Below are 15,538 nucleotides of genomic sequence, written 5' to 3' on the forward strand. Positions count from 1 at the left end.
CCTAGTCCTTTTTCTTCGCCGCCGGCTTCCTGGCCGTGGATTTCTTCGCGGCCGGTTTCTTTGCCGCCGCCTTCGCGCCGCGCGCCGGCTTCCTGCCGCCGCCGCCTTTCGCTTCCTTTTCGGCGATCAGCGTCACTGCATCCTCGACCGTGACGGACATCGGATCCTTGCCTTTCGGCAGCGTCGCATTGACCTTGCCGAAATTGACGTAGGGTCCGTATTTACCGTCGCGCACGGTGATCGATCCACCGCCGTTCGGATGCTCTCCGAGGTCCTTCAACGCCGCTGGCGTGCCGCCGTTCCGGCCACCCCTGCCTTTGGACTGCTTTTCGGCGATCACCGAAACCGCCCGGTTGAGGCCGATCGAAAACACGTCCTCGATGCTTTCCAGGTTCGCGTAGGTGCCGTCATGCAGCACGAAGGGGCCGTAGCGGCCGAGGCCGGCGGAGATCATCTTGGCGCTTTCGGGGTGCTTGCCGACGTCGCGCGGCAGCGAAAGCAGCGCCAGCGCCTTCTCATGGTCGATCGAATCCGGCGTCCAGCCCTTCGGCAGGCTCGAGCGCTTGGCCTCCTTGCCTTCGCCGCGCTGGATATAAGGACCGAAGCGGCCGCTGCGCAGCGTGATCTCTTCCGATGTGTAGGGGTCCTTGCCAAGCGCCTTCGTGCCGTTTTCGCCCTCGATGCTCTCGCCGTTGCCATTGGTGGCCTCGCCGAGCTGGCGCGTATAGCCGCATTCGGGATAGTTGGAGCAGCCGACGAATGCGCCATATTTGCCGAGCTTCAGCGACAGGTTTCCGGTGCCGCATTTCGGGCAGATGCGCGGGTTGGAGCCGTCTTCGCGCGCGGGAAACACCAGCGGCGCCAGTTCTTCGTTCAGCGCGTCGAGCACGTCGGTGACGCGCAATTCCTTGATGTCGTCGACCGACGCCGAAAAATCCTTCCAGAAATCGCGCAGCACGTCCTTCCAGGCGAGCTTGCCGTCGGAAATCTCGTCGAGCTTCTCCTCCAGCGACGCCGTGAAATCATATTCGACATATTTCTCGAAGAAATTTTCGAGGAAGCCGGTCAGAAGTCGGCCCTTGGAATGCGGCACCAGCCGGCGCTTGTCGATGGTGACGTATTCGCGATCCTCGAGCGTCTTCAGGATCGCCGTATAGGTCGAAGGCCGGCCGATGCCGAGTTCTTCCAGCTTCTTGATCAGCGTCGCTTCCGAATAGCGCGGCGGCGGCTCGGTCGTGTGCTGCGTGGCGAGGATCGCGTCGCGCTGAAGTTGCTCGCCCGCCCGGATCTCCGGCAGGCGCTTGTTTTCCTCGTCCTCCGAATCCTCGTCCTTCTGCTCGGTATAGGCGGCGATGAAACCGTCGAATCGGACCACCGAGCCGACCGCGCGCAGGCCGGCAACGCGGCCGCCATTGACCGCCTCGATCTCGACCGTGGTGCGCTCGATCTCGGCCGGCTGCATCTGGCTGGCGATGGCGCGTTTCCAGATCATCTCGTAGAGCCGCGCCTGGTCGGCATCGAGATATTTGCGCATCGCGGTGGGCGTGCGCGAAAAATCCGTCGGCCGGATCGCTTCGTGCGCTTCCTGCGCATTCTTGGCTTTCGCCGAATAGTAGCGCGGTTTTTCCGGCAGGTATTTGTCGCCGAATTCTTTCACGATCGCCTTGCGCGCTTCCGCCAGCGCCTCGGGCGCCATCTGCACGCCATCGGTACGCATATAGGTGATGAGGCCGGCGGTCTCGCCGCCAACGTCCATGCCTTCATAGAGCCGCTGCGCGACCTGCATGGTGCGCACGGCCGAAAAGCCCAGTTGCGACGAGGCCGCCTGCTGCAGCGTCGAGGTGGTGAAGGGCGGCCCGGGATTGCGCTTGGTCGGCTTGGCCTCGACCGACAGCGCCTTGAAGCTCGCGCCCTCCAGCATCGCCTTGATGTCGTCGGCCTGCGCCTTGGAGGAAATGTCGAGTTTTTGGAGCTTCTTGCCGTCGAAGGCGGTCAGCCGCGCCTCGAATTTTTCACGGCGCGGCGTGTCGAGGATGGCCGCGACCTGCCAGAATTCCTCGCGGACGAACCGCTCTATCTCGGATTCGCGGTCGCAGACCAACCTGAGCGCCACCGACTGAACACGGCCCGCGGACCGCGCGCCGGGCAGCTTGCGCCACAGGACCGGCGAGAGCGTGAAGCCGACCAGATAGTCGAGCGCGCGGCGCGCCAGATAGGCGTCGACCAGCGGGGCGTCGATCTGGCGCGGATTGGCCATCGCATCCAGCACCGACTGCTTGGTGATGGCGTTGAAGACCACGCGGCTCACCGGCTTGTCCTTCAGCGCCCGCTTCTGCTTCAGCACCTCCAGCACATGCCAGGAAATCGCTTCGCCCTCGCGGTCCGGGTCGGTCGCCAGAATCAGACCGTCCGCCGCCTTCACCGCGTTGGCGATTTCGGTCAGGCGCTTGGAAGACAGCCCGTCGACCGCCCAGGACATGGCGAAATCATCGTCGGGCCTCACCGAGCCGTCCTTGGCCGGCAGGTCGCGGACGTGCCCATAGGAGGCCAGAACCTTGTAGTTCCGTCCAAGATATTTGTTGATCGTTTTCGCTTTTGCCGGCGATTCGACGACGACGACGTCCATGTGCGCTCGTATTTTCCTGAGTGGCGCGAGAAGAAGAACCGCTGCGCGCGACGGATAGCTTGTCAATTGGTCTCGTCACATGGCCGCGGTTTTCCGTCCGGTCAAGGGGAACGGCCGAAATTCGTGCCTTGCTACCTGCTGCAACCAACGCGATACATGTTAATTTCTTGCAACTTTAAGTAAATTAGCTAAGCTTCATGCGACCCAGGTCTGGCGGATTCCGCCGGCCCGGGCGGGGAGGGAAGTTGGCGGCTATTTGACCTGCCGGCTGACGAGGAGCACCGGGCATGCGCCGCAACGATAGCAGGAAACGAACCGAAACGCTTGACTACATCCAGTCCATGCTCGGGCAGTTACGCGTCATGGCCGAAAACGAGCGCTGCGACATGCTCGCCTACCTGATCGAGATGGCGTTTCTCGAGGCAGGCGAGGTCGCCCGCGCAGAGCGTCCGTCACGGGCCGGCCGCGACAGGCGGGACAGCGCCGCATGAGCGTTGCTCCCATAACGGGATCGTGATAAGTTCGCTGAATGAGGATCATTGCCCGGCGGACCCTGCGCGCTTTCGTCGACAGCCTCGAAGGGCGTAAGGATCAGCCGGCGGTAAAGGGCGCGCTGGACGCCTGGTTCGATGAAGTCAGCAAGGCGATCTGGACGAGTTCAGCGGATGTAAAGCGGCTTTATGCGACTGCAAGCATCGTCAGCGGCGAAAGGATCATCTTCAACATCAAAGGTAATGACTATCGACTCGTCGTGGCTGTCGACTTTGAAAAGTCGATCGTGTGGATCAAATGGATCGGAACACACAAAGCCTACGACCGGATCGATGTGACGGAGGTGCAGCATGGCGATTGAGTTGAAGCCGATCCGCACGGAAGCAGATTATGATGGGGCGCTGGCGGAACTCGGCCGCCTCTGGGGCGCAAGAAGCGGCACGCCTGATGGCGATCGGCTTGACGTGCTGGCGACGCTCATCGAAGCCTACGAGACCAGAATGCATCCCATCGATCCGCCCGATCCGATCGAGGCGATCCTGTTCCGCATGGAGCAGCAGGGACTGACTCGCAAGGATCTCGAACCCCTGATCGGTACGCGCGCTCGCGTCGCGGAGGTGCTGAACCGCAAACGCGGCCTGTCGATCGAAATGATCCGGCGGCTGAACGAGGAACTCGGCATCTCGGCCGATGTCCTGATACGCCCCAGCCGTGAAGACAAGGCAGCGTAGCCGGCTCTTACCCGACCAGCGAAACCGCCCCGCCCGCATGCCTCTCCAGGCGTCCGGCGAGATCGAGTTCCAGAAGGATCATGAACATCTGCGCCGGATGCAGCCCGGTATGCCGGATCAGTTCGTCGATGCCGGTGGGCGTCGGGCCGAGCGCCTCGACCACGCGGGCGCGGTCGTCGTCGCCGGGCGGCGGCGTGGCGGAGAAATCCGGCGGCTCTTCAAGCTGAATAGCTGGCGGCACCGGCCGCCCGGTGAGCGGCGCCAGCGCCTCGATGATGTCCGCGGTTTCGGTGACGAGGATCGCCCCGTCCTTCAAAAGCCCGTTTGCGCCGGCCGCTCGCGGATCGAGCGGCGAGCCGGGCACGGCGAAGACCAGCCGTCCCATCTCGCCCGCCAGCCTTGCGCTGATCAGCGAGCCCGATCGCTTGGCCGCCTCCACGACGACGAGGCCGAGCGCCATGCCCGCGACGATCCGGTTGCGGCGCGGAAAATCCTGCGCCCGCGGCTCCCAGCCGAACGGCATTTCCGAAACGACCGCGCCGCCATTCGCGGCGATCGCGTCGCAAAGGTCTGTATTTTCGGGCGGGTAGGGCCGATCGAGGCCGCCGGCCAGCACGCCGATCGTACCCGTCGAAAGGCTGCCCTGATGCGCCGCCGTATCGATGCCGCGCGCCAGGCCGGACACGATGGCATGGCCCTCGCGGCCGAGGTCGGCGGCAAGCATCCGCGCCATCTTGATGCCGGCCAGCGAAGCGTTGCGCGCGCCGACGATCGCGACAGCGGGGAGGAAAAACACCGCGCCAACCCCCTTCACCGCCAGCAGCGGCGGCGGGTTGTCCATGCGCCGCAGCATCGCCGGATAGTCCGTCTCGCCGATGCAGACGAAGCGCGCGCCCATGCGCCGCGCGGTCTCCATCTCGGCTTCGGCCTCGTTCTGCGAAGGTATGCGCAGGCTGCGCTGCGCGCCGCCATTCGCCATCAGTTCGGGCAGCATCTCCAGCGCGGTTTCTGCCGAACCGAAGCGGTTGATCAGGTCGCGGAAGGTGGCCGGCCCGACATTCGGCGTCCGGATCAGCCTCAGCCAGGCGAGCCGCTGCCGGTCGCTCAGGCGGGGACCGGCGGCGGGTTCGCTCATCCCTTGGCCCCGATGCGCGACTCGGTGCCGGCCAAAAGCCGCGAAATATTGGCCCGGTGCTTGATGAAGACGATCGCCGTCATGACGGCGAACAGCACGGCGTAGTCGACGCGGCCGAGATAAAACAGCGTGAGCGGAACGGCCACTGACGCGATCAGCGCCGCGAGCGACGAATAGCGCATGAGGAAGGCGACGGCGAGCCACACTGCGGCGAAGACCAGCGCCACCTTCCATGCCAGGCCGGCCAGCACGCCGAGATAGGTCGCCACGCCCTTGCCGCCCTTGAAGCGCAGCCAGACGGGGAAAAGATGTCCCAGGAACGCGCCGAAGCCGGCGACCAGGGCAAGCTCCGGCCCGTAAATCCCGGCTATCAGCACCGCCGCCGTGCCCTTCAGCGCGTCGAGGACGAGTGTCAGAGCCGCCAAGCCCTTATTGCCGGTGCGCAGCACGTTGGTCGCGCCGATATTGCCCGAGCCGATGTTGCGCACGTCGCCCAGGCCGGCGGCGCGGGTGATCAGCAGGCCGAACGGGATCGAGCCGAGCAGGTAACCGAAGGCGAGGGCGGCGAGCAACTGCGTGTATAACATGGCGTCCCCCGGGTTTTGGCCGATCTCAATTGCCGGCCTGTGCCGAAAACACTGTGCGGCCCGAAACCAGCGTTTGCAAGACCTTGCCCTGCAGCCGCGCGCCTTCGAAACAGGTGTTTTTCGAGCGCGAGCGGATGCCGGCCTCGCTGACGATCCACGGCTCGTCGAGATCGACCAGCGCGAGGTCGGCCGGCGCGCCGGGCGAAAGCCGGCCGCCGGGCAGCCCGAACAGTCTTGCCGGCGCGGTCGACAGCGCTTCGATCAGCCTGATCAGCGGGATCTCGTCATTATGATAGAGCCGCAGCGCCGCGCCGAGCAGTGTTTCGAGCCCGATCGCGCCGTCTGCGGCGTCGGCGAAGGGCAGCCGCTTGGTGTCGACATCCTGCGGATCGTGCGAGGAGACGATGATGTCGACCGTGCCGTTCCTCAGCGCCTCGACCATGGCCAGGCGGTCGTCCTCGGCGCGCAGCGGCGGCGAAAGCCGGAAGAAGGTGCGGTATTCGCCGACATCGTTTTCGTTGAGCGACAGATGGTTGATGGAAACGCCGGCCGTCACATTCGCGCCTTCGCCCTTGGCCCGCGCCACGGCTTGCGCCGACATTTCAGTCGAGATTTTCGCGGCGTGATAGGCGCCGCGCGTCAGCCGCGCCAGCATCAGGTCGCGCTCGAGCGGGATCGTCTCCGCCTCGCGCGGAATGCCGGGCAGCCCGAGCCAACTCGCGTAAAGCCCCTCATTCATCACGCCGGACGAGGCGAGGTCGCGGTCCTGCGTCTCATGCGCCACCACCGCGCCGAAGTCGCGCGCATAGGTCAGCGCCCGGCGCATGGTCAGCGCATTGGAGATTGTGCGCCGCCCGTCGGTAAAGGCGACCGCGCCGGCCTCGCGCATCAGGCCGAACTCGGTCATCTCGCGGCCTTCCAGCCCCTTGGTGATTGCCGCCGCCGGGAACACATTGACCTGTGCAGTGTCGCGCGCCGCCCTAAGCACGAACTCGACCAGCGCGACATTGTCGATGACCGGATCGGTGTCCGGCATCATCACGATCGAAGTCACCCCGCCGGCCGCCGCCGCAAGGCTCGCCGAGGCGATCGTCTCGCGATGCTCGCCGCCGGGCTCGCCGATGAAAACCCGCCCGTCGACCAGGCCCGGAATGATCGCCTTGCCGCGGCAATCGACGATCATCGCGCCTTCCGGCACGCCCTGGTTCAACGCCGAAGCGCCCGCCGCCGCGATCTTTTTCCCGTCGACGATGATGGTGCCGGTCTCGTCGATGCCTCGCGATGGGTCGACGATGCGGGCATGCTGGAAGACGGTTACCGTCATGATGGGGAGCTCTTTGTCTGCCGAGATTCGCGCTGCCCCTCACCAGCCTCCTGAGCGAAGTCGAACGGGCGGCATCCTCTCCCCGTAAGAACGGGGAGAGGAGATAAGCGGCAACGCTGGCGACCCCTCTCCCCGTCCTGAGCTTGTCGAAGGATCACGGGGAGAGGGTGAGGGGCGGCGCGAAGGCCGGCAGATCCTGGCGCGCCGTTCATGCCGAATGCCTATCGCGGTTGCGGCGCGGATCGAGCAGCGCCTCCATCACCGCCATGCGAACCGCGACCCCCATCTCGACCTGCTCCTGGATCACGCTTTGCGGCCCGTCGGCGATCTCGGAGGCGATTTCGACGCCGCGGTTCATCGGGCCGGGATGCATGACCAGCGCGCCGTCCTTCGCCGCCTTCAGCTTCTCGGCGTCGAGGCCGAAATAGTGGAAATATTCGCGCACCGACGGCACGAACGACCCCGCCATGCGCTCGCGCTGCAGCCGCAGCATCATCACTACGTCTGCGTCCTTCAGCCCTTCCGCCATGGTGGCGCAAACTTCCACGCCCATCTGGGCGATGCCGGTGGGAAGCAGCGTCGAGGGTGCAACGACCTTGACCCGCGCGCCGAGCGCGTTGAGCAACAGGATGTTGGAGCGCGCCACCCGCGAGTGCAGGATATCGCCGCAGATCGCCACCGTCAGCCGGGCGATTTCGCCCTTGGCCCGGCGGATCGTCAGCGCGTCGAGCAGCGCCTGCGTCGGATGTTCGTGCGCGCCGTCGCCGGCATTGACCACCGAGCAGCCGACCTTCTGCGCCAGAAGCGCCGCAGCCCCCGCCGACTGATGGCGGATGATGAGGATGTCCGGCCGCATCGCGTTCAGCGTCATCGCCGTATCGATCAGCGTTTCGCCCTTCTTCACCGAAGAACTCGCCACCGACATGTTCATCACATCAGCACCGAGCCGCTTTCCGGCAAGCTCGAAGGACGACTGCGTACGCGTCGAGGCTTCGTAGAAGAGGTTGATCTGTGTGCGCCCGCGCAGCGTCGAGGTCTTTTTCTCGGGCTGCCGGGAGATGGACACTGCGGCGTCGGCCCGGTCGAGCAGAAGCTCGATGTCGACGGGAGACAGTTCCCTTATGCCAAGCAGATGGCGGTGCGGATAGAGCGGCAGGGACGGAGCGTCGGTCATTAAAGGGGTGCTATAGGCCGCAGCCCGGCCCGCTGCAAGCGGCCGGTTCCGATTGTAGCGATTGTCCCCAGCGCGTTTGTTGCCGCGACATCCGCCGAAAAGCTTGTGCCGCCGCCCGCAAGCAACTGGTCAAAGTGCGCAAGGCTTGGCAATGTCGCCGGAATCAGGAGTTTTGCGCATGGTAAAGAAGCCCGCCGGACAATCGATCAAGCCGAAGCCGTGGACCGAGGTCGCGCCCTTGCTGGTCGACGTGGCGACCGGCCGCCGGCCGGCCGATCTCGTGGTGCGCAACGGCCGCTGGGTCAATGTGCATTCGGGCGAAGTCATCGCCGGCACGGACCTTGCCATCGTCGCCGGGCGCTTCGCCTATTGCGGGCCCAACGCCTCGCACGCCATCGGCAAGGGCACGAAGGTGGTCGACGCCGGCGGACGTTATCTCGTGCCCGGCCTCTGCGACGCGCATATGCATGTCGAGAGCGGCATGGTCACGGTCACGGAATTCTGCCGCGCCGTCATCCCGCATGGCACCACCTCGATGTTCGTCGACCCGCACGAGATCGCCAACGTGCTCGGCCTGGAGGGCGTCAGGCTGATGCATGACGAGGCGATGGCGATGCCGGTCAACGTCCATGTGCAGATGCCGAGCTGCGTTCCTTCCGCGCCCGGCCTCGAAAATGCCGGCGCAGCGCTCAGCGTCGCCGACGTCGCCGAGGCGATGAGCTGGGAAAACATCATCGGTCTCGGCGAGGTGATGAACTTCCCCGGCGTGATCGCCAATGATCCGGTCATGGCCGGCGAAATCGCCGAGACGGTGAAAGCGGGCAAGACCGTCGGCGGACACTACGCCTCGCGCGATCTCGGCCTGCCTTTCCACGGCTATGTCGCCGGCGGCCCGGAAGACGACCATGAAGGCACGCGCGTCGAGGACGCCATTGCCCGCGTGCGGCAGGGCATGAAGGCGATGCTCCGCCTCGGCTCGGCCTGGTACGATGTCGCGACGCAGGTCAAGGCGGTGACGGAGGAGGGGCTCGACCCGCGCAATTTCATCCTCTGCACCGACGACAGCCATTCCGGCACGCTGGTGCATGACGGCCATATGGACCGCGTGGTGCGCCACGCCATCGCGCAGGGGCTTAAGCCGGTCACCGCGATCCAGATGGCGACGCTGAACACCGCGCAACACTTCCGCCTGGAGCGCGAACTTGGCTCCATCGCGCCCGGTCGGCTCGCCGATTTCCTTATCGTCTCCGACCTCGCCGATATGAAGATCGACGAGGTTTTTGGCCGCGGCGTGCGCCTTGCGAAAGGCGGCAAGCTCGAGATCGACATCCCCGCCTACGATTACCCGAAGAGCGCCCGCAACACCGTCAAGCTCGGCCGCAGGCTGAAGGCAGCGGATTTCGATATCCCCGCGCCGAAAGGCGCGAAGGAAGTAAAGGTCCGCGTCATCGGCGTCATCGAGAACCAGGCCCCGACCCGCGCGCTCGAAGCCGAGCTTCCGGTCGAGAAGGGGCTGGTGGCGATGGACCGGCGCAACGACGTCTGCCAGATCGCGCTGGTCGAGCGCCATCGCGGCACCGGCGGCGTCACCAACGGTTTCGTCTCGGGCTTCGGCTACATGCAGGACTGCGCTCTCGCCTCGACGGTGGCGCATGACAGCCATCACATGATCGTCGTCGGCACTGACAAGGACGACATGGCGAAGGCTGCAAATCGTCTCGGCCAGGTCGGCGGCGGCGTGGTGATGTTCTCGAAGGGCAAGGAACTGGCGCTGGTCGAAATGCCGATCGCCGGCCTGATGTCGGACGAGCGCGCCGAGATCGTCGCGGCCAAGGCCGAGAAGCTGACCGAAGCGATGCGCGCCATGGGCTGCTCGCTCAACAACGCCTACATGCAGCACTCGCTGCTGGCGCTCGTGGTGATCCCGGAACTCCGGATTTCCGATGTCGGCATCATCGACGTGACGAAATTCGAAAAGGTCGATCTGTTCGTCTAACGATCCGTTCAGGCTGTTCTAACTGCCTTACGGGCGGAGACACAAATTTATTGGACGCTCGCGGCGCTCGCCCTAGCCTTACGAGCGAGGCGGACTTCAGTCGGAGGAAATCATGAAACGCGTCCCGAAACTCCTGCTCGGCGCGGTGTCGGCGCTGGCCGTCAGCGCACTGCCCATCAATCTCGATTCGGTCATATCGGGCGGCTTCGAACCCGCAGCCGCATACGCCAAGGGCGGTAACGGTGGCGGTAATGGCGGCGGAAACGGCAAAGGCGGTTCCGGTGAGCGCGGCAAATCGGCCGATGCGAAGGGCCACACGAAAGCATCCGGCAAGACGGCCGGCAGCGTGTTCGGTTCGGTGTTCGGCAAGGAGCGGTCGCGGATAAAAGGCCCGAGCGCCAAGACATTGTCGGTGAAGACGAAAACGGCAAAATCGTCGAACAAGGCGGTAAAGATGGCGGCGCTGCCGGCCAACGCGCCCGTGCCTGACGCCAAGCCGAAGAATTTCAACGCCAAGCTCGCCGGGCTCAACTCGCTGAAGCGCAATTATCACGCCTATCTCAACAGCAAGTCGCCGCGCATGGCCGCTATCTCGGCCTTCGTCATGGCGTCTGCCGAGTTCGATCTGGCCCAGGAGAAAGTGGCTGATGCGACCGCTGCGCTGGCCGAAGCGCAGGCCGACTTCGTGGACGCGGTCAACGCCGCCGCGTTGACACCGTACGACGGCGCGATCGGTGTCTACGATAATCCGACAGTTGAGAGCCTGGAAGGTCGGCTCGCGGATCTGAACGCCGCTGCCGAAACTGTTGCGCCGGAGGATCAGGCTGCCCTGGATGCCGAGATTGCCGCGGTCGAAGGCTTGCTCGACAGTGCCGAAGCCACCGCCGTCGTCGATGCGGAAACATCGCTGGACGAGGCGGAACTGGCGGCGGAGACCGCTTCGGTCGGCACTGACGACGAGGCGCTCAAGGCCGCGCTGCTCGACGCCGCCAACGACAACCGCGTCGCCGAATACGGCGATGACTATGTCGATCAGGAAATGATGGACTGGGCCAAGGATCTGCTCGGCGTCGGCGATGCTTTCGGCAAGATCGACGAGGTCCGCGAGACGCTGGAGCCCGCAAGCGAATAGCGCAACAGTCCCGTTCCGGCAGCGGAACGGGACTTCTCGGGACTGCCGCTCTTCAGTTGCATTCGAACACGGTCGGAGTATCCTTTCGCTCGGCGCAATGTTGCTGCCTAAAAAAACAGTGTTCGGGCGTTCTCGCGCGGGCGAAAGGGGGTGGGCATGTCCGAGGCAATGCATCCGGCGGCGCCCCATTATCTTCCGTTCTTCATAACGGCCCCCGGCGAAACGGACGTTCTGCTCACCGGGTCGGTCATCTTCCTGATCCTGGCCGTGATGGGGATAGGCAGTTTGTACTTCTGGCTCCACTCCTTGCCGGAACGCATCTCCCATGGCGCCAGCCAGCATCAGTTCCAGCTGGTGGCGGTCCTGTCGTTGCTGGCGCTGTTCACCCACATCAACGCATTCTGGGTTGCCGCACTGTTGCTGGCGCTCATACCCGTGCCCGACTTCTGGACCCCCCTGGCCAGCATGGCCGACTCGCTCGCCAGAATGGCGACGGGGCGGTCTCGTTCTGCGGTTGCCGAAGCGCCATCGGAGCAAGCGCCCGAGGTGCTCGTGAATTACGCGCCAGTCATAGTCGAGGTCGCACGTCCGCCGGAGCCGAAGGAGACAGCCCGGAACGGTCCTCTTGACGAACCCGCCAAGGCTTCATCCGATCATCAGCTTCAGGGCGTGTCAGCGGGAGGGACTGAGCGATGATCGAAGTTCTGCTTTGTTCTGTCGTGACCATCCTGCCCGACTTTCTCGTCCGGCGCTTCGTACAGGGAAAGAGGATCGGCCACGAGATAACGCTCTATTCGATATGGTACGAGCTGCGCTACGGAATAACGGCGTGCATAGGCCTGACCATAATCCTGCTGACGCTCATTCTTTACTTTCACCCGTCGACGTCCAGCGCCGTTTCCTTCTATCGCACGATCCCTATTCTTCCCGAAGGCTCCGGCCGCGTCGAGGAAGTCTATGTGGGCGTGAGGGACAGGGTCGAGGCCGGCCAGCGCATCTTCAGGCTCGACAGCACGCAGCAGGAAGCGGCGCTCGAGACCGCGCGGCGGCGCGTAGCGGAGATAGACGCGGCGCTCGAATTGGCCAAGGCCGAGCTGGCCGGCGCCGACGCCCGCATCCTGGAAGCGCAAAGCTCGTACAAGCAGGCCCTGGACGAGCTCGAAACCAAGACCGAGCTTCAACGGCGAAACGCCAGCACTGTCGCGCAGCGCGAGATCGAGAAGCTCGCCAATATCGTGGAAGGGCGGCAGGCCGCCATTTCGGCGGTCATGGCAAGCAAGCAGTCCGTCGAATCACAGATTTCGTCCGTGCTGCCGGCGCAGAGGAAAAGCGCCGAGGCGTCGCTGGCCCAGGCCCAGGTCGAACTCGACAAGACCGTCGTCTACGCCGGGGTCGCCGGCGCGCTGGAGCAGTTCACCCTGCGCAAGGGCGACATCGTAAATCCTTTCATGCGGCCCGCCGGCGTTCTGATACCGGCCGAAGCTGGAAGGAAGACGCTTATAGCGGGCTTCAGCCAGCTCGAAGCCCAGGTAATGAAGGTCGGCATGGTTGCCGAAGCCACCTGTATTTCCATGCCTTTGACCATCATTCCGATGGTGGTCACCGAGGTTCAGGACCTTATCGCAACCGGTCAGGTTCGGGCGTCGGATCAGTTGATCGACGCCCAGCAGGTTGTCCGGCCCGGAACGATCACCGTCTTTCTGGAGCCGCTATTCGCCGGAGGGTTCGACGGCGTTCCGCCGGGCAGCAGCTGCATCGCCAACGCCTACACCAACAATCACGACGTTCTTTCCGAAGAGGGGCTGAGCACGCCCAAATGGCTGTTCCTTCACGTCATAGATACGGTCGGGCTGGTGCATGCGATCATATTGAGATTCCAGGCGCTGCTGCTTCCCGTGAAAACGCTCGTCCTTTCCGGCGGCCATTGAGGGCTAACCGCGCGCGACTGGCGCAGCATTCATGCCCCACGACCGGGTAGCAGTCGCCAACGTTGGACGAAATAGGCGGGATGCGTTTCGCTCCATTGGGCGACAAGTGGTTGCGCCTGCATAAAAGCGGTCCCGGGATGGATGGCCAAATCGCTGATGATCAACTCGCGCGACTCGCAGGCCCCCGGAGCGGATGTCAGGCAAGCCAGAATGACGAGCGTATAAAACATTGTCTTGTTCCTTCTCGGATATCGAGTTCGTCCTCGGAGGCGACGGATTCAGTGGCCGGCACGAACGAGTGTGGGAGCCGGCTCGGCTCCTGCCACGAAGAGTTTGCCGTTGGCCCGCGAGATCTCGACGGCTTGGCTGGGCTCGTCCACCCTGCCTGGAACCGAGATCGTGAAGCTTTGGCCTTCATCGAGGGTTGCCTCGAAGCGCACGGGCAAGCCCGCCTCGCCTTCAGCGATCGTGGCGACCACCCTAAAGCTGTTATCGGCTTCCGTGTAATAGACGACGCCTCGGAACCCGCCGAGATCGATACTCCCTGCTTGCAGGGCGTCCAGTTCACCTGCGAAGGCATAACCCGTCGTCACGCAAAGCGCCGCAAGAACCGTGTGTCTGTACATTGGTATTTTCCTCCCCAACCGAACAGGTCAGAACAAGACCTGTGCCCAAAGGATATGAGGAGTGGGTAGGTTCGTCTGTGAGAATTCCCACTGGCGCGGCACGGTCGGCCTGGTGCAGCCGCACCAAGAAATCCCGGGTGCGCAACACCGTGCTCTGCGCCTGCTGCATCTCGCTCTTGGCAGCACCAAAACGCATTGTCGGCCGTAACGTGGCTTCTGCAGTCGCCTCCATCACGCTACTGATTCGGCCGGAACAAATACCCAGCGGTAGAATTCCGATATAAAGCGATTGAAAATAAAGGTGATCGCGCCTTCCCTCTAACTCTATGGAGGACAGAATGTTTCGCGAGTTTCTTGCGGTTGCCACCATTGCAACCTTCATCGCGGGCCCGACGATTGCCCTGTCACAGGCCTGCTGTCAGATCAGCGAGACGCCATCGCGCACATGGCCAATGCGGCCATTGCAGATGAACTGTGCGAGATGCGAGTGAACCAGGAAGTTCTCAATACAGCTATGGTGCATGTAGGCTTGAACCTGGTGGATTTGGAGGTTGAACCATACAAATCCGCGTTCACGGATGCAGCACAGGAAGCACAGGTTAGTCTCGAAGCATCTGGCAGTCAGGTAGTCTGTGACCGCCTTGATACTATGTATGGGGCAACCGGCCAAAGGATCCCTGGTCTTATCGCGAGATAGCCGCCGAGGTGAGCGAAGGCCGCTACCGGGGGTGTTTGCCCGCCGCTTCCGCTCGGAAATAAGCATAGCTCGATCGGAAGGTGATATGCCGCTCTAACTCTCAACGTCCTCTGCCAGGAATTCGGACCTGACCCACTCGGCAAGCTCCCCACGCACAATACCGTTGGCTTCCGTGCACGCGCTGGGTCCCCGTTCAACAAAGGCTGAGCGGCCTTCGTGGCATCCTGCTGAATAGTAACCGGAAACCCGGGACCAGCCGCTCAGGCTTTCATAGACGGGTACCGACTCCCCGAAAAAGAATCGGCCAATGACGCCGCATTCCACAGAAGGGCAGGTTCGTCTTTTGACATCGTCCACATGGATCACCATCCGCTGCTGAGCTTTGGCTGGAACCAGCAAAACGCACGCGATTGTCACAAGCGTCAACGATCGCACGATCGAGTCGTCCTTGATCATCGCTGTGTTGTCACCTGTTGGTCCAGCAACGCCGAGGTAGCCACCTCAGGCGAGATTGGATGGCGTAACAGACAGTTCAGCTGTCCGTAGCGGCTGGGCTCGTCTGCACCTCGCGTACCGGAAGACTGTCCATCGCGAGCAGCTGATCGGCGCAAGCCTTGGCTGCGCCAGGAACAATCTTTTCCATGCCCGTCAGCAAGGCCCATCCGCCTTCCTCAATGAAATCATCGCGCTCCCAGGATGAGGCTTCCTTCAATGCGGCGAACTTTGCCGCCGCATCGGCATCGGCAGCGAATTTTTGGACACAGACCGTCGCGACTAGTTCGGCACGGGCGTCCTGTGCTGCACGTTCAGCCATGATGGCGGCGCTTCCACCTGTGGTCCAGCCTCCAGCTGTGAAGCCGATGATCATGGTAGCTACGGCGACGCCGACGGCGCTCCAGAACCACAGCGTCTTGGACGGACGATAGTTTTCCCAGCGTTGCGAGAGGGTTTGGTTCTCAGACATTTCCTTGCCCTTTCTCCTGTAACAGGATGTTTCGTATTTTTACATTTCGAGACTAACAGGCGCGATGGCGTTTTTGAACCCGCAAAGAGCAGAACCGTGAAAACGGCTTGGGAGGCATCGGAAAAA

At 63.5% G+C, this 15,538-nt stretch carries 15 protein-coding genes; 7 read left to right on the forward strand and 8 right to left on the reverse strand.

Annotation, left to right across the window (positions count from 1 at the left end):
- Nucleotide 1 precedes the first annotated feature (1 nt).
- The gene (gene topA, locus G6N73_RS19005) at nt 2–2,626 is read right to left on the reverse strand and encodes a type I DNA topoisomerase (protein ID WP_165030393.1); all 2,625 of its coding nucleotides are present in this window, start codon (nt 2,624–2,626) and stop codon (nt 2–4) included.
- A 287-nt stretch (nt 2,627–2,913) separates the two neighbouring features.
- Between topA and G6N73_RS19010 the strand changes: the two genes are divergently transcribed.
- Genes G6N73_RS19010 through G6N73_RS19020 form a run of 3 tightly spaced genes read left to right on the forward strand, consistent with a single transcriptional unit; the run spans nt 2,914 to nt 3,849 of the window.
- Nucleotides 2,914–3,117 carry a hypothetical protein gene (locus G6N73_RS19010; RefSeq protein ID WP_165030395.1) on the forward strand — a complete coding sequence of 68 codons (204 nt, stop codon included), beginning with the start codon at nt 2,914–2,916 and terminating at the stop codon, nt 3,115–3,117.
- 38 nt (nt 3,118–3,155) lie between these two features.
- Nucleotides 3,156–3,479, forward strand: coding sequence for a type II toxin-antitoxin system HigB family toxin (locus G6N73_RS19015; protein WP_165030397.1), 324 nt, complete (start codon nt 3,156–3,158; stop codon nt 3,477–3,479).
- Nucleotides 3,469–3,849 carry a helix-turn-helix domain-containing protein gene (locus G6N73_RS19020; protein ID WP_165030399.1) on the forward strand — a complete coding sequence of 127 codons (381 nt, stop codon included), beginning with the start codon at nt 3,469–3,471 and terminating at the stop codon, nt 3,847–3,849. The genes G6N73_RS19015 and G6N73_RS19020 overlap by 11 nt, the downstream gene beginning before the upstream one ends.
- A 7-nt stretch (nt 3,850–3,856) precedes the next feature.
- Here G6N73_RS19020 and dprA read toward each other — a convergent pair whose 3' ends face one another.
- The 4 genes from dprA to G6N73_RS19040 all read right to left on the reverse strand — a co-directional run bounded on the left by dprA (nt 3,857) and on the right by G6N73_RS19040 (nt 8,069).
- Nucleotides 3,857–4,984 (reverse strand): DNA-processing protein DprA, encoded by a 1,128-nt coding sequence (dprA, locus tag G6N73_RS19025; RefSeq protein ID WP_165030402.1) that lies wholly within the window; start codon nt 4,982–4,984, stop codon nt 3,857–3,859.
- Complete coding sequence (gene plsY, locus G6N73_RS19030) at nt 4,981–5,571, reverse strand: glycerol-3-phosphate 1-O-acyltransferase PlsY (RefSeq protein ID WP_165030404.1); 591 nt, start codon at nt 5,569–5,571, stop codon at nt 4,981–4,983. The genes dprA and plsY overlap by 4 nt, the downstream gene beginning before the upstream one ends.
- 25 nt (nt 5,572–5,596) lie before the next feature.
- Nucleotides 5,597–6,895, reverse strand: a complete 1,299-nt coding sequence (locus tag G6N73_RS19035) for a dihydroorotase (protein ID WP_165030406.1) — start codon at nt 6,893–6,895, stop codon at nt 5,597–5,599.
- Nucleotides 6,896–7,103: 208 nt separating this feature from the next.
- Nucleotides 7,104–8,069, reverse strand: a complete 966-nt coding sequence (locus tag G6N73_RS19040) for an aspartate carbamoyltransferase catalytic subunit (RefSeq protein WP_165030408.1) — start codon at nt 8,067–8,069, stop codon at nt 7,104–7,106.
- 178 nt (nt 8,070–8,247) lie between these two features.
- On the opposite strand from G6N73_RS19040, the gene ade reads away from it, so the two are divergent.
- From ade to G6N73_RS19060, 4 genes are all read left to right on the forward strand, one after another.
- Nucleotides 8,248–10,065, forward strand: coding sequence for an adenine deaminase (ade, locus tag G6N73_RS19045; protein WP_165030410.1), 1,818 nt, complete (start codon nt 8,248–8,250; stop codon nt 10,063–10,065).
- 112 nt (nt 10,066–10,177) lie between these two features.
- Nucleotides 10,178–11,197, forward strand: coding sequence for a hypothetical protein (locus tag G6N73_RS19050; protein WP_165030412.1), 1,020 nt, complete (start codon nt 10,178–10,180; stop codon nt 11,195–11,197).
- Nucleotides 11,198–11,353: 156 nt separating this feature from the next.
- Entirely contained in the window at nt 11,354–11,893 is a 540-nt protein-coding gene (locus G6N73_RS19055; protein WP_206078949.1) for a hypothetical protein, read from the forward strand.
- A complete protein-coding gene (locus G6N73_RS19060; protein ID WP_165030414.1) occupies nt 11,890–13,125 on the forward strand; it encodes an HlyD family secretion protein in 1,236 nt (411 codons plus the stop codon). The genes G6N73_RS19055 and G6N73_RS19060 overlap by 4 nt, the downstream gene beginning before the upstream one ends.
- Nucleotides 13,126–13,403: 278 nt before the next feature.
- Here G6N73_RS19060 and G6N73_RS19065 read toward each other — a convergent pair whose 3' ends face one another.
- The 3 genes from G6N73_RS19065 to G6N73_RS19075 all read right to left on the reverse strand — a co-directional run bounded on the left by G6N73_RS19065 (nt 13,404) and on the right by G6N73_RS19075 (nt 15,412).
- Nucleotides 13,404–13,751: a hypothetical protein gene (locus G6N73_RS19065; protein WP_165030416.1), complete on the reverse strand. Its 348-nt coding sequence runs from the start codon at nt 13,749–13,751 to the stop codon at nt 13,404–13,406.
- Nucleotides 13,752–14,541: 790 nt separating this feature from the next.
- Entirely contained in the window at nt 14,542–14,904 is a 363-nt protein-coding gene (locus tag G6N73_RS19070; RefSeq protein WP_165030418.1) for a hypothetical protein, read from the reverse strand.
- A 76-nt stretch (nt 14,905–14,980) separates the two neighbouring features.
- The gene (locus tag G6N73_RS19075; RefSeq protein ID WP_165030420.1) at nt 14,981–15,412 is read right to left on the reverse strand and encodes a hypothetical protein; all 432 of its coding nucleotides are present in this window, start codon (nt 15,410–15,412) and stop codon (nt 14,981–14,983) included.
- Nucleotides 15,413–15,538 lie beyond the last annotated feature (126 nt).

It is taken from the genome of Allomesorhizobium camelthorni (assembly GCF_011045125.1).
Classification (GTDB): domain Bacteria; phylum Pseudomonadota; class Alphaproteobacteria; order Rhizobiales; family Rhizobiaceae; genus Allomesorhizobium; species Allomesorhizobium camelthorni.

What these genes read in the sequence shown, in the direction of transcription:
- topA (WP_165030393.1), bottom strand. Translation starts at nt 2,626, where the DNA reads ATGGACGTCGTCGTCGTCGAATCGCCGGCAAAAGCGAAAACGATCAAC.
- G6N73_RS19010 (WP_165030395.1), top strand. Translation starts at nt 2,914, where the DNA reads ATGCGCCGCAACGATAGCAGGAAACGAACCGAAACGCTTGACTACATC.
- G6N73_RS19075 (WP_165030420.1), bottom strand. Translation starts at nt 15,412, where the DNA reads ATGTCTGAGAACCAAACCCTCTCGCAACGCTGGGAAAACTATCGTCCG.
- G6N73_RS19055 (WP_206078949.1), top strand. Translation starts at nt 11,354, where the DNA reads ATGTCCGAGGCAATGCATCCGGCGGCGCCCCATTATCTTCCGTTCTTC.
- G6N73_RS19065 (WP_165030416.1), bottom strand. Translation starts at nt 13,751, where the DNA reads ATGTACAGACACACGGTTCTTGCGGCGCTTTGCGTGACGACGGGTTAT.
- ade (WP_165030410.1), top strand. Translation starts at nt 8,248, where the DNA reads ATGGTAAAGAAGCCCGCCGGACAATCGATCAAGCCGAAGCCGTGGACC.
- G6N73_RS19040 (WP_165030408.1), bottom strand. Translation starts at nt 8,069, where the DNA reads ATGACCGACGCTCCGTCCCTGCCGCTCTATCCGCACCGCCATCTGCTT.
- dprA (WP_165030402.1), bottom strand. Translation starts at nt 4,984, where the DNA reads ATGAGCGAACCCGCCGCCGGTCCCCGCCTGAGCGACCGGCAGCGGCTC.
- G6N73_RS19020 (WP_165030399.1), top strand. Translation starts at nt 3,469, where the DNA reads ATGGCGATTGAGTTGAAGCCGATCCGCACGGAAGCAGATTATGATGGG.
- G6N73_RS19015 (WP_165030397.1), top strand. Translation starts at nt 3,156, where the DNA reads ATGAGGATCATTGCCCGGCGGACCCTGCGCGCTTTCGTCGACAGCCTC.
- G6N73_RS19070 (WP_165030418.1), bottom strand. Translation starts at nt 14,904, where the DNA reads ATGATCAAGGACGACTCGATCGTGCGATCGTTGACGCTTGTGACAATC.
- G6N73_RS19060 (WP_165030414.1), top strand. Translation starts at nt 11,890, where the DNA reads ATGATCGAAGTTCTGCTTTGTTCTGTCGTGACCATCCTGCCCGACTTT.
- plsY (WP_165030404.1), bottom strand. Translation starts at nt 5,571, where the DNA reads ATGTTATACACGCAGTTGCTCGCCGCCCTCGCCTTCGGTTACCTGCTC.
- G6N73_RS19035 (WP_165030406.1), bottom strand. Translation starts at nt 6,895, where the DNA reads ATGACGGTAACCGTCTTCCAGCATGCCCGCATCGTCGACCCATCGCGA.
- G6N73_RS19050 (WP_165030412.1), top strand. Translation starts at nt 10,178, where the DNA reads ATGAAACGCGTCCCGAAACTCCTGCTCGGCGCGGTGTCGGCGCTGGCC.